24 protein-coding genes are annotated in these 21,093 nt (G+C 55.2%); 11 read left to right on the forward strand and 13 right to left on the reverse strand.

From position 1 onward, the window contains the following. Positions 1–271: 271 nt before the first annotated feature. The 6 genes from V6940_RS10610 (at position 272) to artJ (ending at position 4,873) form a co-directional block, all read left to right on the forward strand. On the forward strand, positions 272–787 hold the full coding sequence (locus tag V6940_RS10610; protein ID WP_333495821.1) for a lipoprotein: 516 nt from the start codon (positions 272–274) through the stop codon (positions 785–787). A gap of 311 nt (positions 788–1,098) precedes the next feature. Then, positions 1,099–1,827 (forward strand): arginine ABC transporter ATP-binding protein ArtP, encoded by a 729-nt coding sequence (gene artP / locus V6940_RS10615; protein ID WP_185666614.1) that lies wholly within the window; start codon positions 1,099–1,101, stop codon positions 1,825–1,827. Between the two features lie 17 nt (positions 1,828–1,844). Continuing rightward, positions 1,845–2,576: an arginine ABC transporter substrate-binding protein ArtI gene (artI, locus tag V6940_RS10620; RefSeq protein WP_220441031.1), complete on the forward strand. Its 732-nt coding sequence runs from the start codon at positions 1,845–1,847 to the stop codon at positions 2,574–2,576. A gap of 6 nt (positions 2,577–2,582) precedes the next feature. Next, positions 2,583–3,299 carry an arginine ABC transporter permease ArtQ gene (artQ, locus tag V6940_RS10625; protein ID WP_333495822.1) on the forward strand — a complete coding sequence of 239 codons (717 nt, stop codon included), beginning with the start codon at positions 2,583–2,585 and terminating at the stop codon, positions 3,297–3,299. Next, on the forward strand, positions 3,299–3,967 hold the full coding sequence (gene artM / locus V6940_RS10630; RefSeq protein ID WP_333495823.1) for an arginine ABC transporter permease ArtM: 669 nt from the start codon (positions 3,299–3,301) through the stop codon (positions 3,965–3,967). The genes artQ and artM overlap by 1 nt, the downstream gene beginning before the upstream one ends. Before the next feature lie 174 nt (positions 3,968–4,141). Beyond that, entirely contained in the window at positions 4,142–4,873 is a 732-nt protein-coding gene (gene artJ, locus V6940_RS10635; RefSeq protein ID WP_333495824.1) for an arginine ABC transporter substrate-binding protein ArtJ, read from the forward strand. A 107-nt stretch (positions 4,874–4,980) separates the two neighbouring features. On the opposite strand, the gene rlmC is transcribed toward artJ, so the two are convergent. The 10 genes from rlmC to V6940_RS10685 all read right to left on the reverse strand — a co-directional run bounded on the left by rlmC (position 4,981) and on the right by V6940_RS10685 (position 13,887). After that, positions 4,981–6,108: a 23S rRNA (uracil(747)-C(5))-methyltransferase RlmC gene (gene rlmC, locus V6940_RS10640; protein WP_333495825.1), complete on the reverse strand. Its 1,128-nt coding sequence runs from the start codon at positions 6,106–6,108 to the stop codon at positions 4,981–4,983. Between the two features lie 42 nt (positions 6,109–6,150). After that, positions 6,151–6,636, reverse strand: coding sequence for a YbjO family protein (locus V6940_RS10645; RefSeq protein ID WP_333495826.1), 486 nt, complete (start codon positions 6,634–6,636; stop codon positions 6,151–6,153). 60 nt (positions 6,637–6,696) lie between these two features. Beyond that, positions 6,697–7,542 (reverse strand): putrescine ABC transporter permease PotI, encoded by an 846-nt coding sequence (gene potI / locus V6940_RS10650; RefSeq protein ID WP_333495827.1) that lies wholly within the window; start codon positions 7,540–7,542, stop codon positions 6,697–6,699. After that, a complete protein-coding gene (gene potH / locus V6940_RS10655; protein WP_333495828.1) occupies positions 7,539–8,492 on the reverse strand; it encodes a putrescine ABC transporter permease PotH in 954 nt (317 codons plus the stop codon). Before potH ends, potI begins: the two co-directional genes overlap by 4 nt. A 10-nt stretch (positions 8,493–8,502) precedes the next feature. Further along, on the reverse strand, positions 8,503–9,636 hold the full coding sequence (potG, locus tag V6940_RS10660) for a putrescine ABC transporter ATP-binding subunit PotG (RefSeq protein WP_220441034.1): 1,134 nt from the start codon (positions 9,634–9,636) through the stop codon (positions 8,503–8,505). 141 nt (positions 9,637–9,777) lie between these two features. After that, positions 9,778–10,890, reverse strand: a complete 1,113-nt coding sequence (potF, locus tag V6940_RS10665; protein WP_333495829.1) for a spermidine/putrescine ABC transporter substrate-binding protein PotF — start codon at positions 10,888–10,890, stop codon at positions 9,778–9,780. A 405-nt stretch (positions 10,891–11,295) separates the two neighbouring features. Next, positions 11,296–11,775 carry a YbjN domain-containing protein gene (locus V6940_RS10670; protein WP_185666630.1) on the reverse strand — a complete coding sequence of 160 codons (480 nt, stop codon included), beginning with the start codon at positions 11,773–11,775 and terminating at the stop codon, positions 11,296–11,298. Positions 11,776–11,903: 128 nt separating this feature from the next. Next, a complete protein-coding gene (gene rimK / locus V6940_RS10675) occupies positions 11,904–12,806 on the reverse strand; it encodes a 30S ribosomal protein S6--L-glutamate ligase (protein ID WP_333495830.1) in 903 nt (300 codons plus the stop codon). 96 nt (positions 12,807–12,902) lie between these two features. Further along, a complete protein-coding gene (gene nfsA / locus V6940_RS10680; RefSeq protein ID WP_220441035.1) occupies positions 12,903–13,625 on the reverse strand; it encodes an oxygen-insensitive NADPH nitroreductase in 723 nt (240 codons plus the stop codon). After that, positions 13,609–13,887 (reverse strand): YbjC family protein, encoded by a 279-nt coding sequence (locus V6940_RS10685; RefSeq protein WP_333495831.1) that lies wholly within the window; start codon positions 13,885–13,887, stop codon positions 13,609–13,611. Before V6940_RS10685 ends, nfsA begins: the two co-directional genes overlap by 17 nt. Positions 13,888–14,098: 211 nt before the next feature. Here V6940_RS10685 and V6940_RS10690 point away from each other — a divergent pair, with 211 nt between their 5' ends. Beyond that, complete coding sequence (locus tag V6940_RS10690; protein ID WP_035894505.1) at positions 14,099–14,362, forward strand: GrxA family glutaredoxin; 264 nt, start codon at positions 14,099–14,101, stop codon at positions 14,360–14,362. 21 nt (positions 14,363–14,383) lie between these two features. Here the strand turns inward: V6940_RS10690 and V6940_RS10695 are convergent, their stop codons facing one another. Further along, positions 14,384–14,770 (reverse strand): inner membrane protein YbjM, encoded by a 387-nt coding sequence (locus V6940_RS10695; protein WP_333495832.1) that lies wholly within the window; start codon positions 14,768–14,770, stop codon positions 14,384–14,386. 384 nt (positions 14,771–15,154) lie between these two features. On the opposite strand from V6940_RS10695, the gene V6940_RS10700 reads away from it, so the two are divergent. Both V6940_RS10700 and V6940_RS10705 read left to right on the forward strand, forming a co-directional pair. Continuing rightward, positions 15,155–16,843, forward strand: coding sequence for an aspartate:alanine antiporter (locus V6940_RS10700; protein WP_220441038.1), 1,689 nt, complete (start codon positions 15,155–15,157; stop codon positions 16,841–16,843). A gap of 297 nt (positions 16,844–17,140) precedes the next feature. Then, entirely contained in the window at positions 17,141–17,938 is a 798-nt protein-coding gene (locus tag V6940_RS10705) for an SDR family NAD(P)-dependent oxidoreductase (RefSeq protein ID WP_333495833.1), read from the forward strand. On the opposite strand, the gene V6940_RS10710 is transcribed toward V6940_RS10705, so the two are convergent. Then, positions 17,935–18,327 carry a GFA family protein gene (locus V6940_RS10710; protein WP_333495834.1) on the reverse strand — a complete coding sequence of 131 codons (393 nt, stop codon included), beginning with the start codon at positions 18,325–18,327 and terminating at the stop codon, positions 17,935–17,937. The genes V6940_RS10705 and V6940_RS10710 overlap by 4 nt on opposite strands. 43 nt (positions 18,328–18,370) lie before the next feature. Beyond that, a complete protein-coding gene (locus V6940_RS10715) occupies positions 18,371–18,919 on the reverse strand; it encodes a TetR/AcrR family transcriptional regulator (RefSeq protein ID WP_333495835.1) in 549 nt (182 codons plus the stop codon). On the opposite strand from V6940_RS10715, the gene V6940_RS10720 reads away from it, so the two are divergent. After that, positions 18,845–20,203: an MFS transporter gene (locus V6940_RS10720; RefSeq protein ID WP_333495836.1), complete on the forward strand. Its 1,359-nt coding sequence runs from the start codon at positions 18,845–18,847 to the stop codon at positions 20,201–20,203. The two genes, V6940_RS10715 and V6940_RS10720, sit on opposite strands and share 75 nt — an antisense overlap. Next, complete coding sequence (locus V6940_RS10725; RefSeq protein WP_333495837.1) at positions 20,203–21,015, forward strand: Cof-type HAD-IIB family hydrolase; 813 nt, start codon at positions 20,203–20,205, stop codon at positions 21,013–21,015. Before V6940_RS10720 ends, V6940_RS10725 begins: the two co-directional genes overlap by 1 nt. The last annotated feature ends 78 nt before the right edge of the window (positions 21,016–21,093 follow it).

Below are 21,093 nucleotides of genomic sequence, written 5' to 3' on the forward strand. Positions count from 1 at the left end.
ATGCCTTAGCTCTCTGCGCTAAACGCATTATCGGACCGATACGCTATGCTTGAAAAGGGATTACTTCATTATTGTATATACCCTAAATAATTCGAGTTGCAGGCAGGCGGCAAGCGAGTGAATCCCCAGGAGCTTACATAAGTAAGTGACTGGGGTGAACGAGTGCAGCCAACGCACATGCAACTTGAAGTATGACGGGTATACATAAATCGCGCCCGCTGCATGGCGGCATATGGGCGATGAATGTTGAGACAGCTAACAAGGAATCACTATGCGTTACACCAACCTTGCACTTCTTCTTCCTGCAGCACTCCTGCTGAGCGCTTGTACCACCGTAACGCCGGCCTATAAAGATACCGGAACCCGCGTGGGACAGTGCGTAGAGGGCGGCCCGGACGCCGTGGCGCAGAAATTTTACGACGCACAAAAACAGCAACGTAGCACCGACTTTACCGCACTTCGCCCTTACCTGAGCGACGGTCTGGCGAAACTGCTGAGTGACAGCAGTCAGGATCCAGACAAACGTACGCTGCTGCAATCTAACCTGTTCTCCAGCAGCGCAGGCGCGCCTGACAGCGCCGATGTCGCTAGCGCTTCCACCATCCCGAATACCGACGCCCGCAACATTCCGCTGCGCGTGGATTTAAAACAGGGAACCCAGAACTGGAAAGATGAAGTGCTGATGATTCGCGAAGGCAACTGCTGGGCCGTTGATGACGTGCGTTATCTCGGCAACAACACCCATGCTCCGGCAGGCACATTGCGTCAATCTCTTGAAAAACGTTAATAAATTGTAACGTAATTCTGTCAGATGCCTTATCCCGGCAAAATGTCTGGCATTCCCCGTGGAATGCCGACATTTATACCCCTCGCCCACCCCGCTCGTTATTTTGTGCTAACTTTAAAAGAAAAGTTGGTTTATATTTAAGTTTTAACGCACAAATATTGCATAACTATTCTGTCAAAGGTACTATTTGCGGCCTCAATTGCTGATAATTCTCTATGGGCTGATACCTTCAGCGGAGAAATCCAAAAACGGCAGCAGAGCATGCACCTGGCCTTTCCAGGGCGAGAACAACACATTCGTGACGGGTATCAATGAGCATTAAATTAGACGGCATTAACTGCTTTTATGGCGCGCATCAGGCGCTGTTCGACATCACGCTGCAATGCCCTGAGGGCGAAACGCTGGTACTGCTTGGCCCAAGTGGCGCAGGTAAAAGCTCACTCCTGCGCGTGCTGAATCTGCTGGAAATGCCGAAATCCGGCACTCTGGCGATTGCGGGTAACCATTTCGATTTTGCTAAGACCCCGTCAGACAAAGCGATTCGCGAACTGCGTCAAAACGTCGGTATGGTCTTCCAGCAATACAATCTCTGGCCCCATCTGACGGTGGTGCAAAACCTGATTGAAGCCCCGTGCCGCGTGCTGGGCTTAAGTAAAGATCAGGCCATGGCGCGTGCGGAAAAACTGCTGGAGCGTTTACGCCTCAAGCCGTTTAGCGATCGCTATCCGCTGCACCTTTCTGGTGGCCAGCAGCAGCGCGTGGCGATTGCCCGTGCGCTGATGATGGAGCCGCAGGTTCTGCTGTTTGATGAACCGACCGCTGCGCTTGACCCGGAAATCACCGCCCAGATCGTCAGCATTATTCACGAACTGGCTGAAACCAACATTACCCAGGTTATCGTCACCCACGAAGTGGAAGTGGCGCGTAAAACGGCCAGCCGTGTGGTGTACATGGAAAACGGTTATATCGTCGAACAAGGCGATGCAAGCTGCTTTAACAGCCCACAGACTGATGAATTTAGAAGTTATCTTTCTCACTGAGATTCAGGACAATGACGATGAAAAAAGTACTGATTGCCGCGCTGCTTGCTAGCGTCAGCCTCTCCGCTGCCGCCGCTCAAACCATTCGTTTCGCGACCGAAGCTTCTTACCCTCCATTTGAATCCATGGACGCCAACAACAAGATCGTCGGCTTCGACGTGGATCTGGCGAACGCCCTGTGTAAAGAGATCGATGCGACCTGTACCTTCAGCAACCAGTCTTTCGATAGCCTGATTCCTAGCCTGAAATTCCGCCGTATCGACGCGGTGATGGCCGGTATGGATATCACCCCAGAACGTGAAAAACAGGTGCTGTTCACCACCCCGTACTACGACAACTCTGCCCTGTTTATCGGCGTGAAAGGCAAGTTCACCGGCGTTGACCAGCTGAAAGGCAAAAAAGTGGGCGTGCAGAACGGCACCACGCACCAGAAATTCATCATGGATAAACATCCGGAAATCACGACCGTTCCTTACGACAGCTATCAGAACGCCAAGCTGGATCTGCAGAACGGTCGTATCGACGCGGTCTTCGGTGATACCGCCGTGGTGACCGAATGGCTGAAAGCCAACGATAAGCTGGCGGCAGTCGGCGATAAAGTGACCGACAAAGACTACTTTGGTACTGGCCTGGGTATTGCTGTCCGTCAGGGCAATACCGAGCTGCAGCAGAAATTCAACGCTGCGCTGGAAAAAGTGAAGAAAGATGGTACCTACCAAACCATCTACGCTAAATGGTTCCAGAAGTAAGACTTGATGAACGAAATGTTTCCTCTAGCAAGCGCCGCCGGCATGACCGTCGGCCTTGCCGTTTGTGCACTGATAATCGGCCTCGCGCTGGCGATGTTCTTTGCGGTATGGGAGTCAGTCAAATGGCGCCCTATCGCATGGCTCGGCTCTGCGGTGGTTACCGTGCTGCGCGGCCTGCCGGAAATTCTGGTGGTGCTGTTTATCTACTTCGGCTCCTCGCAGCTGCTGCTGACGCTGTCCGACGGTTTTAACATCAACCTCGGCTTCGTACAGATTCCGGTACAGATGCAGATCGAAAACTTCGATGTCAGCCCGTTCCTGTGCGGCGTGATTGCCCTTTCCTTGCTTTACTCCGCCTACGCTTCGCAGACCCTGCGCGGCGCGCTGAAAGCGGTACCGGCGGGTCAGTGGGAGTCCGGTCAGGCATTGGGTATGTCGAAAAGCGCCATCTTCTTCCGGCTGGTCATGCCGCAGATGTGGCGTCACGCACTGCCGGGTCTCGGCAACCAGTGGCTGGTGCTGCTGAAAGATACCGCGCTGGTGTCGCTGATTAGCGTGAACGATCTGATGCTGCAAACCAAGAGCATCGCCACCCGCACCCAGGAGCCGTTTACCTGGTATATCGTGGCGGCGGCTATTTACCTGGTGATTACCCTGCTCAGCCAGTACATCCTCAAACGCATTGACCTGCGTACCACTCGCTTTGAACGGAGACCAGGCTGATGCTCGAGTATTTACCGGAACTGATGAAAGGGCTGCATACCAGCCTGACGCTAACCGTGGCCTCTATCGTGGTGGCGCTGGTGCTGGCGCTGATTTTCACCATCATCCTGACGCTGAAAACACCGGTGCTGGTGTGGCTGGTTCGCGGCTACATTACGCTGTTCACCGGTACGCCGCTGCTGGTGCAGATCTTCCTCATCTACTACGGCCCTGGCCAATTCCCGACGCTGCAGAACTACCCGGTGCTGTGGCACCTGCTCTCTGAGCCGTGGCTGTGCGCGCTGATTGCACTGTCGCTGAACAGCGCCGCCTACACCACCCAGCTGTTCTTCGGGGCGATTCGTGCCATTCCGGAAGGCCAGTGGCAGTCCTGTAATGCGCTGGGGATGAGCAAGAAAGATACGCTGGCCATTTTGCTGCCGTATGCGTTTAAACGTGCGCTCTCGTCCTACTCCAACGAAGTGGTGCTGGTGTTCAAGAGTACGTCTCTCGCCTACACCATCACGCTGATGGAAGTGATGGGCCACGGTCAGTTGCTCTACGGGCGCACCTACGATGTGATGGTCTTTGGCGCTGCCGGGCTGGTTTATCTGGTCGTTAACGGTCTGCTGACGCTGATGATGCGTTTAATCGAGCGCAAGGCGCTGGCCTTCGAACATCGCGACTAGTTTCTGCATAAACTGCGTTTATAAAAACGGATAAGCCATTGGCCTGTCCGTTTTTTTTTGCAATTAATAAAATATTTAATCAAATATATTGCATACAAATTCACATAGTGGCATTGTAGCTCCATGCCACACGCAGGGCAGCACCCAATAAGCGAGACAGACAGGAGCTCATCCATGAAAAAATTAGTATTGGCCGCCTTACTTGCCACCGTCGCCGTAGGCGCTCAGGCCGCAGATAAAATCAGCTTTGGCGTTTCCGCCACCTACCCGCCGTTTGAATCCATGGATGCCAGCAACCAGATTGTCGGCTTTGATATCGATTTGGCTAACGCGCTCTGTAAGCAGATGCAGGCTGAATGTACATTCACCAACCATGCGTTCGATAGCCTGATCCCGGCGCTGAAGTTTAAGAAATACGATGCGGTCATTTCCGGCATGGACATTACCCCGGAGCGTAGCAAGCAGGTTGCCTTTACCGATGCCTACTATGCTAACTCGGCGCTGGTGATTGCCAAAAAAGGTGAGTTCAAAACCTTTGACGACCTGAAAGGCAAACGCATCGGGATGGAAAACGGCACTACCCACCAGAAATACCTGATGGATAAGCATCCGGAAGTGAAAACCGTGGCCTATGACAGCTACCAGAACGCGATTATCGACCTGAAAAATGGCCGTATCGACGGCGTGTTTGGTGACACCGCGGTGGTGAATGAATGGCTGAAAACCAACCCGCAGCTGGGCGCGGCCACCGAGAAAGTGACCGACCCGCAGTACTTCGGTATCGGTCTGGGCATTGCGGTACGTCCGGATAACAAAGCGCTGCTGGAAAAACTGAACGGCGCGCTGAAGGCGATTAAAGCTGACGGGACCTACCAGAAGATTAACGATAAGTGGTTTGCTGAGTAATCAGCCGTTTCCGGGGTCGCTAACGCTCGCCCGGACTACCAATAAATAACCCGGCTGATGCCGGGTTTTGTCTTTCTGTAGCCCGGCCAAGCGAAGCGCCGTCGGGACTATCGCCGCACCAGCAACGTCAGCACCTCGTAATGCGCCGTGTGCGGGAACATATCAAATAGCTGCACCTTCTCCACGCGATACCCCGCCAGATGCGCGAAATCCTTCGCCATGGTCTGCGCATTACAGCTGGAATAAATAATGAATTCCGGCGCCATCTCACTTAAATAGTCACACAGCGCCTTACCAATGCCGCGACGCGGTGGGTTAACCAGTACCAACTGCGGAATATCAGCCTGCGCAGTAGCAAACTGCGTCGAATCCAGCGCCTGGAAATGGAGTTTATCCAGACCCAGCGCGGCGGCCGACTGTTTAGCACAGGCGATAGCTTCTGGCGCAATTTCGATGCCGGTCAACGTCATCTCCGGCGTAGCACAGTGCAGACCAAAACCACCGACGCCGCAGAACAGATCCCACATATGGTTAACCGGCAGCGCCCTCACCCAGTCGCGTGCCGTCGCGTACAGCGCGCTCGCTACCGTCGGGTTAGTCTGGAAGAAACTCTGTGGGCGGATCCACAGCGGCACGGCGTTAAAGCTTTCCGCTAACGCCTGTTGCTCGGTAAAGAAGATCTCCTGCTCGCCTTCCATAATCGCCATATGCACCGGCTGAATATTGGCAGTAATGACCTTCAGCTGCGGCAGCTGCGCCTGTAGCGACGGTAGCGCTGCACGTAGCTGGTCCAGCTTGGCTTCTGAGCGCAGGACGAAACGCAGCATCATGCCGCCGTCCAGTTGGCTTTCGGTGAGCAGCAGATACTTCAGCTCGCCGCGCTTACGCGCCACGTTGTAGGGGGTTAAACCTGCGCGAGCAATAAACGGCTTTAGTGCGGCAAAAACCGGGGCAAACGAATCGGGATAAAGCGGGCAGTCAGTTAAGTCTTCCGGCGTACCGTCGCGGTGCAGCATGCCGAGCAGCGGACGCTCAACGCTGCCGCTGACCACCATTTTGGCTTTATTACGAAAGCCCTGTTCCGGGCCAGATACCGGTGCGCACCAGGCGTTAACGGAAAAATCCGCCAGCAAGGTCTGGAGATCGGCCATTTTGGCCGCGAGCTGCTCGGCTATCGGCTGCTCAATCCACTGACAGGAACGGCAACGATGGGCATCATAAAGTGCGCACTGCATAAAAAGACCTTGAGAAAATCGGGGGCGTGGATTGTATCACCGTTATTGTAAGCGGAAAAATCGGCGGGAGGCTGCGGGCAGAAAAAGCAGGCATAAAACCAGCAGATCCGGCATTTTTTGCATCACCAGCGAGCGGAAAATTTCCCGCTTCGATTCGCCCGCGATGCTGAACAGCTCAGGATAACCATAGCCCAGCGATGCTGCCCATAGGTAACTAGCAGCAATCACCTGCGTGAGCAGGTAGACCCAGCGCGCCCAGTTACGCCCTTTTACCAGCGAAAATGCGCAGCCTATCTCCACAAATACCAGCACCAGACTACTGAGAAAAACCAGCGTCAGCGTCCAGGTTTGCACGCTGCGGTGAATAAACTCGCCAATGCCATGCAGCCCGAGCAGGTTGATTATCATAATCAGATCGAGACAGCGGATTAAAATGATGGCGAGCGCCGCCACCTGCACCAAAGCAGGGACATTCAGACGAGCATGCGAACGGCTTCGAGTAAACAGATCCAATGTATTGCCTTCCATGAAAACGATGCCGCGAACGTTCGCGGCATCGACTGCATATCCGTATCGATTTTAAGAGGATTATCCGCGTCTTGCACGTTGGATATCGCGTACCCGTTGTTTTTCTGCGCGTGCCATCAGATACCAGGCGATAAATCCGACAATTCCGACCACGCCGAGGATAAGCGTCGCCAGGGCGTTAATCTCCGGATTCACCCCCATACGCACGCTGGAGAAGACCAGCATCGGCAGCGTGGTCGCCCCCGGGCCAGAGACGAAACTGGCAATCACCAAATCGTCGAGCGACAGCGTGAAAGCCAGCAGCCAGCCTGAGACCACGGCGGGCATGATCATCGGCAGCGTAATGATGAAAAAGACCTTCAGCGGCGTCGCACCGAGATCCATTGCCGCCTCTTCAATTGAACGGTCGAGTTCACGCAGGCGCGAGGAGATCACCACCGCCACATACGCCGTACAGAAAGTCACGTGCGCCAGCCAGATGGTCAGCATGCCACGGTCGGCAGGCCAGCCAATCGCGTGGCCCAGCGCCACGAACAGCAGCAGCAGCGACAGCCCGGTAATGACGTCCGGCATAACCAGCGGCGCCGTTATCATAAAAGCAAAGCCGTTGGACCCGCAGAAACGGCCAAAGCGCACCATCACCACCGCAGCAATGGTGCCAAGGATAGCCGCCATGGTTGCCGCGCAGGCCGCAATCGTCAGACTCAGCCCTACGGCGCTCATCATCGCATCATCGCGGAACAGTTCGCCGTACCAGCGCGTCGACCAGCCCGCCCAGACGGTGACCAGTTTCGAGCTGTTAAACGAGTAAACCACCAGCATCAGCATCGGCGCATAGAGGAAGGTAAAGCCAATCACCAGGATCAGAATGCGCCACGGTGATCTTACGACAGGCAGGTTGTTCATCCGTGGTCTCCCATCTGTTTTTGCTGATACTTATGGAACCACATGATCGGCACGATCAGCAGCAACAGCATTACAATCGCCACCGCCGAGGCCACCGGCCAGTCGCGATTGTTAAAGAACTCTTGCCACAGCACGCGACCAATCATAATGCTGTCCGGGCCACCGAGCAGTTCTGGGATCACAAACTCCCCGACCGCCGGGATAAACACCAGCATAGACCCGGCGATAATCCCACCTTTGGTGAGCGGCACAATCACGCTGAAGAAGGTTTTCAGCGGACGAGCCCCCAGGTCCAGCGACGCTTCCACCAGCGAATAGTCGATGCGGGTCAGCGCGGTGTAGATAGGCAGCACCATAAACGGCAGATAGGCATAGACAATACCGATATAGACCGCCAGGTTGGTGTGCAGAATTGTCAGCGGCTGATCGATAACGCCTAACCACATCAGGAAGTTATTCAGAATACCGTTATTTTTGAGGATCCCCATCCACGCATAAACGCGGATCAAGAACGAGGTCCACGACGGCAGAATCACCAACAGCAGCAGAATATTACGCGTTGATGGTTTGCTGTGTGCCACCGCCCACGCCAATGGGTAGCCGAGCAGCAGACAACAGATCGTCGAGATCCCTGCCACCTGCAGCGATTGCAGATAGGCCTCAAAGTAGAGCGGATCGTCGGTAAGTTGCAGGAAGTTGCCGAAATTCAGCGCAACGGTGAGCTGACCGTCGGCCCACTCCATAAGATCGGTATACGGCGGGATCGCGCGCGCCATCTCTGCCAGACTGATTTTAAAAACAATCAGGAACGGCAGCAGAAACAGCAGGATCAGCCACACATACGGCATGGCAATAACCAGCTTGCGCCCGTGCTTCATATTAATGCGTGCCAGCCACAGGATGAAGCCGCCCGGTTTGCGCGGACGGGCCGGTGGTTCAAACGTACTCATAGCCCCCTCCTTAAACCGTCAACACCACGCAACTATCGGCATCCCAGCACAGACGCACCTCGTCACCCCAGGTCGGTAACCCTTTCTGGTAGCGATGGGCGTTCTGCAACTGGGCACTGATCATCTGCCCGCTTTTGAGCCGCACGTGGTAAATGGAGAGATCGCCCAGATAGGCGATATGCACCACTTCACCGACGGCAAAATTGTAGCCGTCCGCCGGTGGCTCTTCGCAAAGCATGATTTTTTCCGGGCGCAGCGCGACGTACACCGGAACGTTGTCGACAACCGAAGCATCCGGGTCCACCTTCAGCGGGTGCACCAGCCCCGGTGAATCAATCACCAGGCCATCGTCCTCGCGTGACTTCAGCAGCCCCTCAAAGACGTTAACCGAGCCGATAAACTCAGCGCTGTAGCGGGTGGTCGGGTGCTCGTAAATCTCTTCCGGTTCGCCAATTTGCACAAACTTGCCGCGGTTCATAATGGCAATGCGCCCGGCCATGGTCATCGCCTCTTCCTGGTCGTGGGTCACCATGACGCAGGTGACGCCAACGCGTTCCAGAATATCGACCACTTCCAACTGCATACGGTCGCGCAGCTTTTTGTCCAGCGCACCCATGGGTTCATCCAGCAACAGCAGTTTCGGACGCTTCGCCAGGCTACGCGCCAGTGCCACGCGTTGACGCTGACCACCAGAGAGTTGATGGGGTTTGCGTTTGGCAAACTCTTGCATGTGGACTAACGCCAGCATTTCGGCAACGCGAGCGGTAATTTCCGCTTTCGGCAGCTTGTCCTGCTTGAGGCCAAAGGCAATATTCTGCTCTACGGTCATGTGCGGAAACAGCGCGTAGGACTGGAACATCATGTTGATCGGGCGCAGATAAGGCGGTACGTGCGCCAGGTCGACGCCGTCCAGCATAATCTGCCCAGCGGTGGGTTGTTCAAAACCCGCCAGCATACGCAGCAGGGTCGACTTTCCGCAGCCGGAAGCCCCCAGCAGCGCAAAGATTTCGCCTTTATAAATAGTGAGGTTAACGTCGTCTACGGCGTGCTGGCCGTCGAAAGATTTGGTCAGATTACGGATTTCCAGCAGCGGGGTGAGCGCTTTGCGGATTTTCGCCTGTGGGCGGGGAATAGCGTCGTTCAATCTGGTGCTCTCCGGCAAAATACAAATATCGATATGGCCCGGTCGTCATATCAACCTTTGGACACCGACCGCGCGGCCGGTGTCCAGATTGGGGCAGATGCACTGCTCCGGTGCATATTCATCACGTTATAGGTGATTGAATTATTTCCCGCTTTTTACTTTGGTCCATGCGCGCGTTCTCACACGGTCAATTTTTGGATCCTGAACTTTCAGCGTAAACAGCTTGGCGAACACATCTGCCGGCGGGTAAATCGCCGGATTATCACGAATTTCCGGGCTGACCAGCGGCGTCGAGGCTTTGTTACCGTTAGCGTAGAACACGTGGTCGCTGATATGAGCAATCACGTCCGGACGCATCAGGTAGTTAAGGAACTGATAGGCTTCATCTTTATTCTTCGCATCGGCTGGCATGGCGAAGACATCGAAGAAGGCCATCGCCCCTTCTTTTGGAATGAAGTAAGAGATATTGACGCCGTTTTTCGCTTCTTTAGCGCGGTTAGCCGCCTGCCAGACATCGCCCGCCCAGCCGATAGCGACGCAGATATCGCCGTTTGCCAGGTCGTTAATGTACTGAGAAGAGTGGAAATAGCGGATGTTAGGGCGCAGTTTCAGCAGCAAGTCGGTCGCCGGGCCGGTGTAATCATCGGCCTTGGTGCTGTTCGGATCTTTGCCTAAGTAGTTAAGCACGGTGGCGAAAATTTCTTCCGGCGCATCGAGGAAGGAAACGCCGCAGCTTTTCAGCTTCTCAAGGTTTTCTGGCTTCAGCACCAGATCCCAGCTGTTAAGCGGCGCATCTTTGCCCAGTACGGCCTTCACTTTATCGACGTTATAGCCGATACCGGTGGTCGCCCACATATACGGCATGGCGTATTTGTTATCCGGGTCGTGACGCGCCACCAATTTGAGCACGTCCGGGTCGAGGTTTTTCCAGTTTGGCAGTTTGCTCTTATCGAGCGGCTGGAACACACCTGCTGTGAGCTGACGTTCGAGGAAGCTTGCCGACGGCACCACCAGGTCAAAACCGGTGCTGCCCGCCATCAGTTTGCCTTCCAGCACTTCGTTGGAGTCAAACACGTCATAGACGACTTTAATTCCGGTCTCTTTCTCAAAATTCGCGACGGTGTCCGGCGCGATATAGTCAGACCAGTTATAGATATGCAGCGTTTTTTGTTCCGCAGCGAGCACGCTTGCCGAGGCGGCCATCAGCACACCCGTCACCAGACCTGTTAACCATTTTTTATTTAAGGCGGCCATATCTCTTATCCTTCTCGTCATCCGTTAACAAACGGACGAAATATACGCAATTTAGAGTATGCAAAAATCATGCATATTTTTTCGTACTGCATGAAAGAGAAGAGAACGGGCTCCCCTGCAGTCATTGCTCGCTTTATCAATGCAAGAACCTCGCCAACATAGGATATTGTCAGCAATAAATAGGGGGGCATTGATATGTCGCAAGAATAACTGTAGCCCGGACTGGAGGCTATAGGTCAGTGTAAAAAACGCCTTTTATCAATTTTTTATGCAAGATCACTCTATCTGATAAGCCAAAAGGGGCAATCAGGTAGTGAATGAATCTTTAAAAATAGGTTAAATGCAGAATAAAAGCAGGTAATACGCAGCCACTATGGCAGTGACTGCGCTATTTCACGGGGATGATCAGTGAAGAAAATGGTATTGGATATCTTCCGGCGGCTGCTCTTCGTCTTCTGGCTTATAGAGCAACTGATGCGCGTTGGCTTCGAGGATCACCATCGAGACCTGCTCTTCGCTCTGCGTCACAAAAGCGGCGAACTGTTCGAAGGTTACCCCAACGCCTGCGGATAAAGACTGGCAAACCACCAGCTTTGGCAGATTATCATCCTGCATATCGAGAAACGCCTTAACCGTCAGCGAACTGGCGTTAATGGCGGAGAGATCGGCGCCCAGCGCCAACAGCGCGGATGGCTTGACCTCGGCCAGCGCCGAGAACAGCACGACGTTATCGATGAGATCAATTTTGGCATCGAAGACGCCTTCAAAATTTTGCATATGCGGCAGGTGCAGCGCCTGGCAGGTGTCGCACTCAAAAAAGTTCATGCCCATTTCGTCGAGCCACTGACGTAACGTATCCAGACTCGGGACGACGAGAGAATCCATATTGCCTATGACCTCATGCGGTAAAGTAAAACATTCCAGACAAACAAATTACCGGGCAGCAGCCCGGTATCAGTACGAGATTAGCGCATAGCTTACGCAAAAAAGGCGTCGTATACCATGAAAGCGCACTATCCGCCGATTTTCAGACAAAATCCGGGGTGAGCCTGACGCTCGATCCATTCGATCATTTTTCCGGCAATATCGATGCCAGTAGTGGTCTCCACCCCTTCTAGCCCCGGCGAAGCATTCACTTCCATCACCAGCGGGCCGCGGTTGGCGCGCAGAATATCCACGCCCGCGACATCCAGGCCGAGCGTTTGCGCGGCCTTAATGGCAATCGCCCGTTCAGCGGGGGTGATCTCAGCGACCGTCGCCACGCCGCCACGGTGCAGGTTCGAGCGAAAATCACCTGATTTTGCCCGGCGTTCAATCGCCGCAACCACTTCATTGCCGACCACCAGGCAGCGAATGTCGCACCCTTTGGCCTCTTCGATATACTCCTGCACCAGGATATGCGCGTTCAGACCGCGAAACGCATCAATCACGCTTTCCGCCGCCTGCCGCGTTTCGGCGAGCACGACGCCAATCCCCTGCGTGCCTTCCACCAGTTTAACCACCAGCGGCGCACCGCCCACCATGTCGATAAGGTCGCTGGTATCGTCCGGCGAATGGGCAATACCGGTGACGGGTAGATCAATCCCCTGACGCGCCAGCAGCTGCAGCGATCGCAGCTTGTCGCGGGCGCGGGTAATCGCCACCGATTCGTTGAGCGGGTAGCTACCCAGCATCTCAAACTGACGCAGCGTTGCCATACCGTAGTAGGTGATCGCCGAACCAATGCGTGGGATCACCGCATCATAGTGCGGCAACTGTCGGCCTTTATAGTGTATCGACGAGGCCGCCGGGTCGACGTTCATATAGCAAGACAGCGGATCGAGCACTTCAACAATATGGCCGCGGCGCTGGGCGGCTTCGCGCAGACGCTTACACGAAAAGAGCGTTCCATCCCGGGACAATATGGCGATTTTCACCCTTTACCTCTCCAAAAAAGCCGCTAAAAAAACCGGCGTATCATACGCTTTTCGCATCCGCAGAGGCTTGAGCCCTGGCACAGATTCGTTAATGAATTAGCGCGTAGCAAAACCCTGCTGATGCAGATAATCAAGAATAAACGGGCGACTCTCTTTGATAAGCGTGCGGCGAATATGGTCGCTCCAGGTATCGCGACGCGCGTTGGTGCTGCGGGACAAATAGTACTGGGCGAGATCTTCGTCATACTGCGCCAGCACTTCGGGGTCCATCGGCTGATAGTGGTTTTCATGTACCACCAGCGCGGCGGGCAGGCGCGGTTTGAGGTCTGGATGGCTTGCAGGCCAACCAAGGCACAGACCAAACAGCGGCAGCACGTGCTTTGGTAGCTTCAGCAGTTCAGTCACCTGAGCAATATTATTGCGCAAGCCGCCGATATAAACGCCACCCAATCCCAGAGATTCAGCGGCGGTCAGCGCGTTTTGCGCCATCAGCGAAGTATCCACCACGCCGAGCAGCAACTGTTCCGCCAGACCCAGCTGCGCCTCAGGGCAAATCTGCAGATGGCGGTTAAAGTCGGCGCAAAATACCCAGAACTCCGCCGCCTGAGCAACGTGCTCCTGGCCGCCGGTCAGCTTGACCAGCTGTTCGCGCATGTCGCTATCGGTGATGCGAATAATCGAACTGCACTGTAAAAAGCTGGAGCTGGAAGTCGCCTGGGCGCTGGCGATAATCGCGCTGCGCTGTTCGTCGCTTATCGGCTCGCCGGTAAAGTGACGAATAGAGCGATGGTTAAGCAGAACCTCAATGGTCGGAGTCATCTTTTTTTTCCTTGTCTCGCGGCAGGTTAGGGTTCATCAGCTGTGGAGCAACGGCGCGGGCAATTCCCCAAAAGAGGACACCCGCTGCGGGTAGCATCAGCGCAATACCGAGAAAAATCATCACTACCGCTGCCAGCTGGCTGGCAAACGGCGCGGGCAGCGTGATGTACTGATTGAGCGATAGCCACGCCACCGCCAGCACGATCATGCCGACCGTCTCCAGAATTAAAACGCTTTTCGGTAGTGCTCCGAGCGAACGCATGCTTCTCCTCCTGTGAACCCTTAGCGCATTTTTGATAGCCAATTGATGACGATTATAACGGTATGCGGATGAAAAATAATTAGCGAGACATAGCCAGAATGAATCAGAGTAACAGGTAGAACCTTCTTTCCCCGCAGCGCTTCGCGCGGCATGATAAGCGCCATTCGCCGACAGGCACGTTGATTATTCCGCTCGTTTGAGGAGAGACATTATGTTTACCGTAATTTTTGGTCGTCCAGGCTGCCCTTACTGCGTTCGCGCAAAAGAGCTGGCGGAAAAGCTGACCCAGGAGCGTGATGATTTCAACTACCGCTACGTAGACATCCACGCGGAAGGCATCACGAAAGCCGATCTGGAAAAAACCGTCGGTAAGCCGGTTGAAACCGTACCGCAGATTTTTGTCGATCAGAAACACATTGGCGGGTGCACAGACTTTGAAGCCTGGGCGAAAGAGAATCTCGGCCTGTTTGCCTGATAGCACAATCAACGCCCGCCCTTAAAGCGGGCGTTTGTTTTCTCGCCGCTTATCGTGCAGTAGCGAGCTGATGAACAGATAGCATAGCGCACCGAGCGCGCACCAGAATACGGCGCTGAAGAGCCAGGCCAGTTCCTGCCAGAACGAACGATCGCTGCTGAAGAATAGACGCATCAGGATAAGACAGAGCGGTGCCGCCAGAATGGCGCCAACCAGCGGACGCAGCACCCGACGACGCGATGAGATAAAGCTCGAGACAACGCCAGGAACAATAAAGAACAGCAGCCCCAGCTCAGGACTTCCGCTCGCACGAAACGCGCCCTTCACGTTCAGAATCAGTGAAAAAAAGACCACAATAAAGAGTAAGAAGCAGCAAATAACTCCTGCCCAACCGCGTTCAGATTTCACACGCATCTCCTGAAAATATCTCTATCAAACCCCAGACTTCGTCCTTACGGACACCCAGTCAGATAAAGTTGTTGGCCTTCCCTGCCAAAACTTCGCTACATTTTATCTATCAGTACTTTCGGAGCGTTCTCCCGAACTAAAATATCGTGCGCCCGATGATTCACTCTCTGACCGTCGCGATGCAGACTGATTGATCATATGTAATGTGTATTAAAAGCGATTGTTGCTAGCCGTAGCTATCAGGAACGATTAAACTACTGACCGCTATTTTCTGGTTATTATTCGGGTTCCGGAGAGCAAAACGCATACCTTAGCCCGTGGTAAACAGTAGACCAAATAACCATTCCTTTCAACACGTTACTGGTAAACGATAAGTTAGACTCCGTGAATATAAACGTCGCAGATTTGTTAAACGGGAATTACATCCTGTTATTATTCGTGGTATTAGCGCTGGGGCTTTGTCTTGGCAAATTACGTCTGGGCTCCATCCAACTCGGTAATTCCATTGGCGTTTTAGTGGTTTCTCTCCTATTAGGACAGCAACACTTCAGTATTAACACCGAAGCGCTGAATCTGGGCTTTATGCTGTTTATTTTCTGCGTAGGTGTAGAAGCCGGGCCGAACTTTTTTTCAATTTTCTTCCGCGACGGCAAAAATTATCTGATGCTCGGCCTGGTGATGGTCGGGAGCGCTCTGCTAATTGCATTAGGCCTCGGCAAGCTATTTGGCTGGGACATCGGCCTGACGGCCGGGATGCTCGCCGGCTCCATGACCTCTACCCCGGTACTGGTAGGCGCAGGCGATACGTTGCGCCACTCCGGCATGGAAGCAAGCCTGCTCGCACAAGCACAGGATCACCTGAGCCTCGGCTATGCGCTGACCTATCTGATTGGTCTCGTCAGCCTGATTGTCGCCGCCCGCTACCTGCCTAAATTCCAGCATCAGGATCTGCAGACCAGCGCCCAGCAAATCGCCCGCGAGCGCGGTCTGGACACCGACTCCAACCGTAAAGTCTATTTGCCGGTTATCCGCGCCTACCGCGTGGGTCCGGAACTGGTGGCATGGGCCGACGGCAAAAATCTGCGCGAGCTTGGCATCTATCGCCAGACCGGTTGCTACATCGAACGTATCCGCCGTAACGGTATTCTGGCCAACCCTGACGGCGACGCTGTGCTGCAGATGGGCGATGAAATTTCGCTGGTCGGCTACCCGGATGCGCATGCGCGCCTTGACCCAAGCTTCCGTAACGGCAAAGAGGTGTTCGACCGCGACCTGTTGGACATGCGCATCGTCACTGAAGAGATCGTGGTCAAAAACCACAATGTGGTGGGCCGCCGCCTGGCGCAGCTGAAGCTAACTGACCACGGCTGCTTCCTTAACCGCGTGATCCGCAGCCAGATTGAAATGCCGATCGACGATAACATCGTGCTCAACAAGGGCGACGTGTTGCAGGTCAGCGGTGATGCCCGTCGCGTGAAAACCGTCGCCGACCGCATCGGCTTCGTCTCCATTCACAGCCAGGTGACCGACCTGCTGGCCTTCTGTGCCTTCTTTATCGTCGGCCTGATGATCGGCATGATCACCTTCCAGTTCAGCAACTTTAACTTCGGCATCGGTAACGCCGCCGGTCTGCTGTTCGCCGGTATCATGCTGGGCTTCCTGCGTGCCAACCACCCTACCTTCGGTTATATCCCTCAGGGGGCGCTGAACATGGTGAAAGAGTTTGGCCTGATGGTCTTTATGGCAGGCGTCGGCTTAAGTGCAGGCGGTGGCATCGGCAAGAGCCTCGGCGTCGTTGGCGGCCAAATGCTGGTTGCCGGCCTGCTGGTCAGCCTGATCCCGGTAGTGATTTGCTTCCTGTTCGGCGCCTACGTGCTGCGCATGAACCGCGCGCTGTTGTTCGGCGCCATCATGGGCGCTCGCACCTGCGCCCCAGCAATGGAAATCATCAGTGACACCGCGCGCAGCAATATTCCTGCGCTGGGCTATGCAGGCACCTACGCCATCGCCAACGTGCTGCTAACCCTTGCCGGTACGCTGATTATCATCATCTGGCCAGGGCTAGGCGGCTAGCCCTGGCCAGGGAAACAAAGAAAAGAAAAAAATTTTTGCGCAACGCAGAACTTTTTATCAGGGTGCGAGTCTTAATTAGTGCCACTGCTTTTCTTTGATGTCCCCATTTTGTGGAGCCCATCAACCCCGCCATCTTTGGTTCAAGGTTGATGGGTTTTTTGTTGCCTGATTTTCATGCACCCGTTAAAAATCAATCAGCTACGCCCATCACAATTCCCACCGTGTTGCCCCTTCGCTTGCATCCTCTCCCCCCTGCCCCATACTTCTATTACACCCATTCAACACTCGAGGTGACTCATGTTGCTTGCAGGTAAAGTCGCCGTCATTTTCGGCGGCAGCGGTGCCATTGGGGGCGCGGTGGCGCTTGCCATGGCGCGGGAAGGGGCGCTGGTGCATCTGGCTGCGCGTAACCAGCAGAAGCTCGACGCTACCGCTGAGCGCATTCGTTTAGAAGGCGGCGCGGTCAGTACCTTTACCGTTGATGTGCTTGATGAGCAGGCGACCCAGCGGCGCGTGGCGCAGTTGGCGGAACAAACGCTGGGCATCGATATCGTGGTCAACGCTACCGGGTTTATGCATCAACAGGGCAAACATCTGGAGCGGCTTTCGCTGGCAGAGTTTAAGCAAGGTATTGATCCTTTCCTCACCGCGCAGTTCATTATTGCCAAATCAACGGCACCCTACATGGGTGGCAAGCGCGATAGCGTGATGCTGGCCGTCGTCGCCCCCGCGGCAACTATGGCGATGCCGGGGCATCTGGGGCATATCGTTGGCTGTGCGGGGATGGAGGCGATGATCAGAGCGCTGGCAGGTGAACTGGGGCCGCGTAATATTCGGGTGCTGGGTGTGCGCTCGCATGCTATCGAGGGGGCGGTCGAGGCAGGGTCTTATACCGGCGAACTGTTTGCTGAAAAAGCGCAGGCGATGTCGCTAACGGTCGATGAATGGTTAGGAGGCGCGGCACAGGGCACAATGCTTAAACGCCTGCCAACGCTTGAGCAAATCGCCGGGGTGATGACCTTTCTCGCCTCCAGCAGCGCAGGAGCGATGACGGCCACGGTGGTTAACGTGACCGCCGGAGCAACGCTTAGCTAGTTCTCATGCCCATCAGCAAACAGCCCCCGCCACCACTGCGGCTTCATATCTTCAAACGAGTGGGAGGCGGGCGCAAATCGCGCATCCTGGTTCTGGTCAAAAACACCGCTCAACAGTGCGATAACCGGACCATCATCAATCGCCCCCAGCGAGCTGCCGCAGCGTGGGCAGAAAGCCCGGCTGGATGCCTCGGAAGAGCGCCAGACCGCAGGCTTTCCACCCTCTCCTGTCCATTGCACATCATCGGCGTCAAACTCCAGCCAGATAACCGACTGGGCGCCGGTATGCTTCTGGCAGAGATCGCAGGAGCAGCTGTGGGAAGCGCCGGGGTTAGCGGCGGTGAAGGTAATATGGCCGCACAGGCAGCCACCGGAAAGCAGGGTTGTCATCGCGAGATCTCCGTTTTGCGTTCTCGCTAAGCGTACACGCTTTTCAGGCGCACTCCCCGGCGATCCGCCCTACCATTTTTCGAATAGTATCGCGATCGAGCGGCTGGCGGTCGGTAACAAAATGCAGCGTCATTCCTTCAATAAAAGCATCCAACGCACGGGCGGTCGCCGGGTCGAACCACTGCTCCAGCGTTTGCTGGCTGCGCTGCATCCAGCGTTGCATGACCGCTTTCATGGCCGGAGAACTGCTCGCTAGCGCATAGAACTGGTACATCAGCGTCATGTTTTTCGGGGTGGTCACCTGGCTGTTGAAGATAAGCTCCGCCACCGAATCGCAGGCGCCACTTGTCGTTTCAACGCCCTCAAAAAAGGCGGTGTACTCCAGCGACATCCGTTCGGTAAAGGCGCTGAATGCTTCCCCGAGCAGGGCTTCAATGCCGTCAAAATAATAGGTCATCGAGCCGAGCGGCACGTCGGCGCAGCTGGCAATTTTGCGGTGCGTTACCGCGCTAATCCCGTGCGTGGCGATAGTCTCGAGCGTCGCATCCAGGATGCGCTCCCGGCGCTGCGGGTCATTCGGTCGGCGAGCCATAATTCTCCTCTTTCTGGTTATGTACAAATGTACACAAGCTTGTTAGTGTTGTCTGCACACTTTCCGACCCGACGCGAATGGATGACAACGTTAACCTCCCGTAAAGCCCTGCAGCTACGCATGTGGGCGCTCTTTATGTTCTTCTTTTTACCCGGTTTACTGATGGCCTCCTGGGCTACGCGAACCCCGGCAATCCGCGACATTTTATCGCTCTCGACGGCAGAGATGGGCATCGTGCTGTTTGGCCTGTCGATTGGTTCGATGAGCGGCATTCTTTGTTCCGCGTTTCTGGTGAAACGATTCGGGACCCGTAAGGTCATCCGTACCACCATGTCGTGCGCCGTCTTTGGCATGATGATTTTAAGCCTCGCGCTGCACTTCGGCTCCGCATGGATCTTCGCCATCGGGCTGGCGATTTTTGGCGCCAGCTTCGGCTCTGCCGAAGTCGCCATCAACGTTGAAGGCGCGGCGGTTGAGCGTGAAATGAACAAAACCGTGCTGCCAATGATGCACGGCTTTTACAGTTTCGGGACGTTAGTGGGCGCGGGCGTCGGTATGGCGGTCACCGCGTTTGGTTTACCGGCGATGTGGCACATTTTCGTGGCGGCGCTGATAGGCATTGCGCCTATCGCTATCGCCATTAAAGCCATTCCTGAAGGCACCGGCAAAAACGCGGCGGAAGACGCGCAGCATCAGGAAAAAGGTGTGCCGTTCTGGCGCGACATGCAGCTGATGCTGATTGGCGTGGTGGTACTGGCAATGGCCTTTGCCGAAGGCTCCGCCAACGACTGGCTGCCGCTGCTGATGGTTGACGGCCACGGCTTTAGCCCAACCTCCGGCTCGCTGATTTACGCTGGCTTCACGCTGGGCATGACGGTCGGGCGCTTTACCGGCGGCTGGTTTATCGACCGCTACAGCCGTGTTACCGTCGTTCGTGCCAGCGCATTAATGGGCGCGCTGGGCATTGCCCTGATTATCTTTGTCGACAGCGCCTGGGTTGCGGGCGTGTCGGTTATTCTGTGGGGGCTTGGCGCATCGCTTGGCTTCCCGCTGACCATTTCCGCCGCCAGCGACACCGGCCCGGATGCCCCTACCCGCGTGAGCGTTGTCGCCACCACCGGGTATCTGGCCTTCCTGGTTGGCCCGCCGCTGCTCGGCTTCCTCGGCGAACACTACGGCCTGCGCAGCGCAATGCTGGCCGTGCTGGCGCTGGTTCTTATTGCCGCTCTGGTGGCGAAAGCGGTGGCAAAACCTGAGCCCCGCGTTGTAATGGAGAGTCATTGATGAGCGTTAAACTGATCGCTGTCGACATGGATGGCACGTTCCTGAACGATAAAAAAACCTATAACCGCGAGCGCTTTCATCAGCAATATCAGCAGATGAAAGCACAGCAGATCCATTTTGTGGTCGCCAGCGGCAACCAGTACTACCAGTTGGCCTCGTTCTTCCCGGAGATTGTAGATGAAATTGCCTTCGTCGCCGAAAATGGCGGCTGGGTACAGGACGCTGGTGAAGACGTCTATAACTGCGCTATGCCGCGCGACCACGTCGATAAAATCGCTGCTTTCCTGCACACTCGTCCGGAAATTGAGATTATCGTCTGCGGCAAAAAGAGCGCCTACACGCTAAAAAGCTACGACCCAAGCTTCCACGATATTGCCGTACGCTACTACCACCGTCTGGAGTTGGTGGACAATTTCGATAACCTCGATGACACCATTCTGAAGTTCGCGCTGAATATCCCGGACGAGAAAGTGCCGCAGATGCAGGCGCTGCTCGACGAGAAACTCGGCCATATGCTGACCGCAGTGACCACCGGCCACGGCAGTATTGACCTGATTATACCTGGCGTCCACAAGGCCAACGGCCTGCGCTTATTGCAGGAGCGCTGGGGCGTTAGCGATGATGAAGTCGTGGCCTTTGGCGACAGCGGCAACGATATTGAGATGGTGAAGCAGGCAGGCTACGGTTTTGCGATGGCTAACGCCAACGACGCGGTGAAAGCCGTGGCGGGCTATCATGCGCCGCACAACAATGAAGAAGGCGTGTTGGAGATCATTGATAAGGCGCTGAAGGGCGAGGCACCGTTTGCTTGATGGTGCTATTCCCGGCGGCGCTTCGCTTGGCCGGGCTACATGATGGGTAGCCCGGCCAAGCGAAGCGCCGCCGGGGTT

The organism is Kluyvera sp. CHPC 1.251 (assembly GCF_036759945.1).
Classification (GTDB): domain Bacteria; phylum Pseudomonadota; class Gammaproteobacteria; order Enterobacterales; family Enterobacteriaceae; genus Kluyvera; species Kluyvera sichuanensis.

Bases quoted from the DNA above. Each gene is read 5' to 3' on its own strand.
- V6940_RS10610 (WP_333495821.1), top strand. From the start codon at position 272: ATGCGTTACACCAACCTTGCACTTCTTCTTCCTGCAGCACTCCTGCTG.
- artP (WP_185666614.1), top strand. From the start codon at position 1,099: ATGAGCATTAAATTAGACGGCATTAACTGCTTTTATGGCGCGCATCAG.
- artI (WP_220441031.1), top strand. From the start codon at position 1,845: ATGAAAAAAGTACTGATTGCCGCGCTGCTTGCTAGCGTCAGCCTCTCC.
- artQ (WP_333495822.1), top strand. From the start codon at position 2,583: ATGAACGAAATGTTTCCTCTAGCAAGCGCCGCCGGCATGACCGTCGGC.
- artM (WP_333495823.1), top strand. From the start codon at position 3,299: ATGCTCGAGTATTTACCGGAACTGATGAAAGGGCTGCATACCAGCCTG.
- artJ (WP_333495824.1), top strand. From the start codon at position 4,142: ATGAAAAAATTAGTATTGGCCGCCTTACTTGCCACCGTCGCCGTAGGC.
- rlmC (WP_333495825.1), bottom strand. From the start codon at position 6,108: ATGCAGTGCGCACTTTATGATGCCCATCGTTGCCGTTCCTGTCAGTGG.
- V6940_RS10645 (WP_333495826.1), bottom strand. From the start codon at position 6,636: ATGGAAGGCAATACATTGGATCTGTTTACTCGAAGCCGTTCGCATGCT.
- potI (WP_333495827.1), bottom strand. From the start codon at position 7,542: ATGAACAACCTGCCTGTCGTAAGATCACCGTGGCGCATTCTGATCCTG.
- potH (WP_333495828.1), bottom strand. From the start codon at position 8,492: ATGAGTACGTTTGAACCACCGGCCCGTCCGCGCAAACCGGGCGGCTTC.
- potF (WP_333495829.1), bottom strand. From the start codon at position 10,890: ATGGCCGCCTTAAATAAAAAATGGTTAACAGGTCTGGTGACGGGTGTG.
- V6940_RS10670 (WP_185666630.1), bottom strand. From the start codon at position 11,775: ATGGATTCTCTCGTCGTCCCGAGTCTGGATACGTTACGTCAGTGGCTC.
- nfsA (WP_220441035.1), bottom strand. From the start codon at position 13,625: ATGACTCCGACCATTGAGGTTCTGCTTAACCATCGCTCTATTCGTCAC.
- V6940_RS10685 (WP_333495831.1), bottom strand. From the start codon at position 13,887: ATGCGTTCGCTCGGAGCACTACCGAAAAGCGTTTTAATTCTGGAGACG.
- V6940_RS10690 (WP_035894505.1), top strand. From the start codon at position 14,099: ATGTTTACCGTAATTTTTGGTCGTCCAGGCTGCCCTTACTGCGTTCGC.
- V6940_RS10705 (WP_333495833.1), top strand. From the start codon at position 17,141: ATGTTGCTTGCAGGTAAAGTCGCCGTCATTTTCGGCGGCAGCGGTGCC.
- V6940_RS10710 (WP_333495834.1), bottom strand. From the start codon at position 18,327: ATGACAACCCTGCTTTCCGGTGGCTGCCTGTGCGGCCATATTACCTTC.
- V6940_RS10715 (WP_333495835.1), bottom strand. From the start codon at position 18,919: ATGGCTCGCCGACCGAATGACCCGCAGCGCCGGGAGCGCATCCTGGAT.
- V6940_RS10725 (WP_333495837.1), top strand. From the start codon at position 20,203: ATGAGCGTTAAACTGATCGCTGTCGACATGGATGGCACGTTCCTGAAC.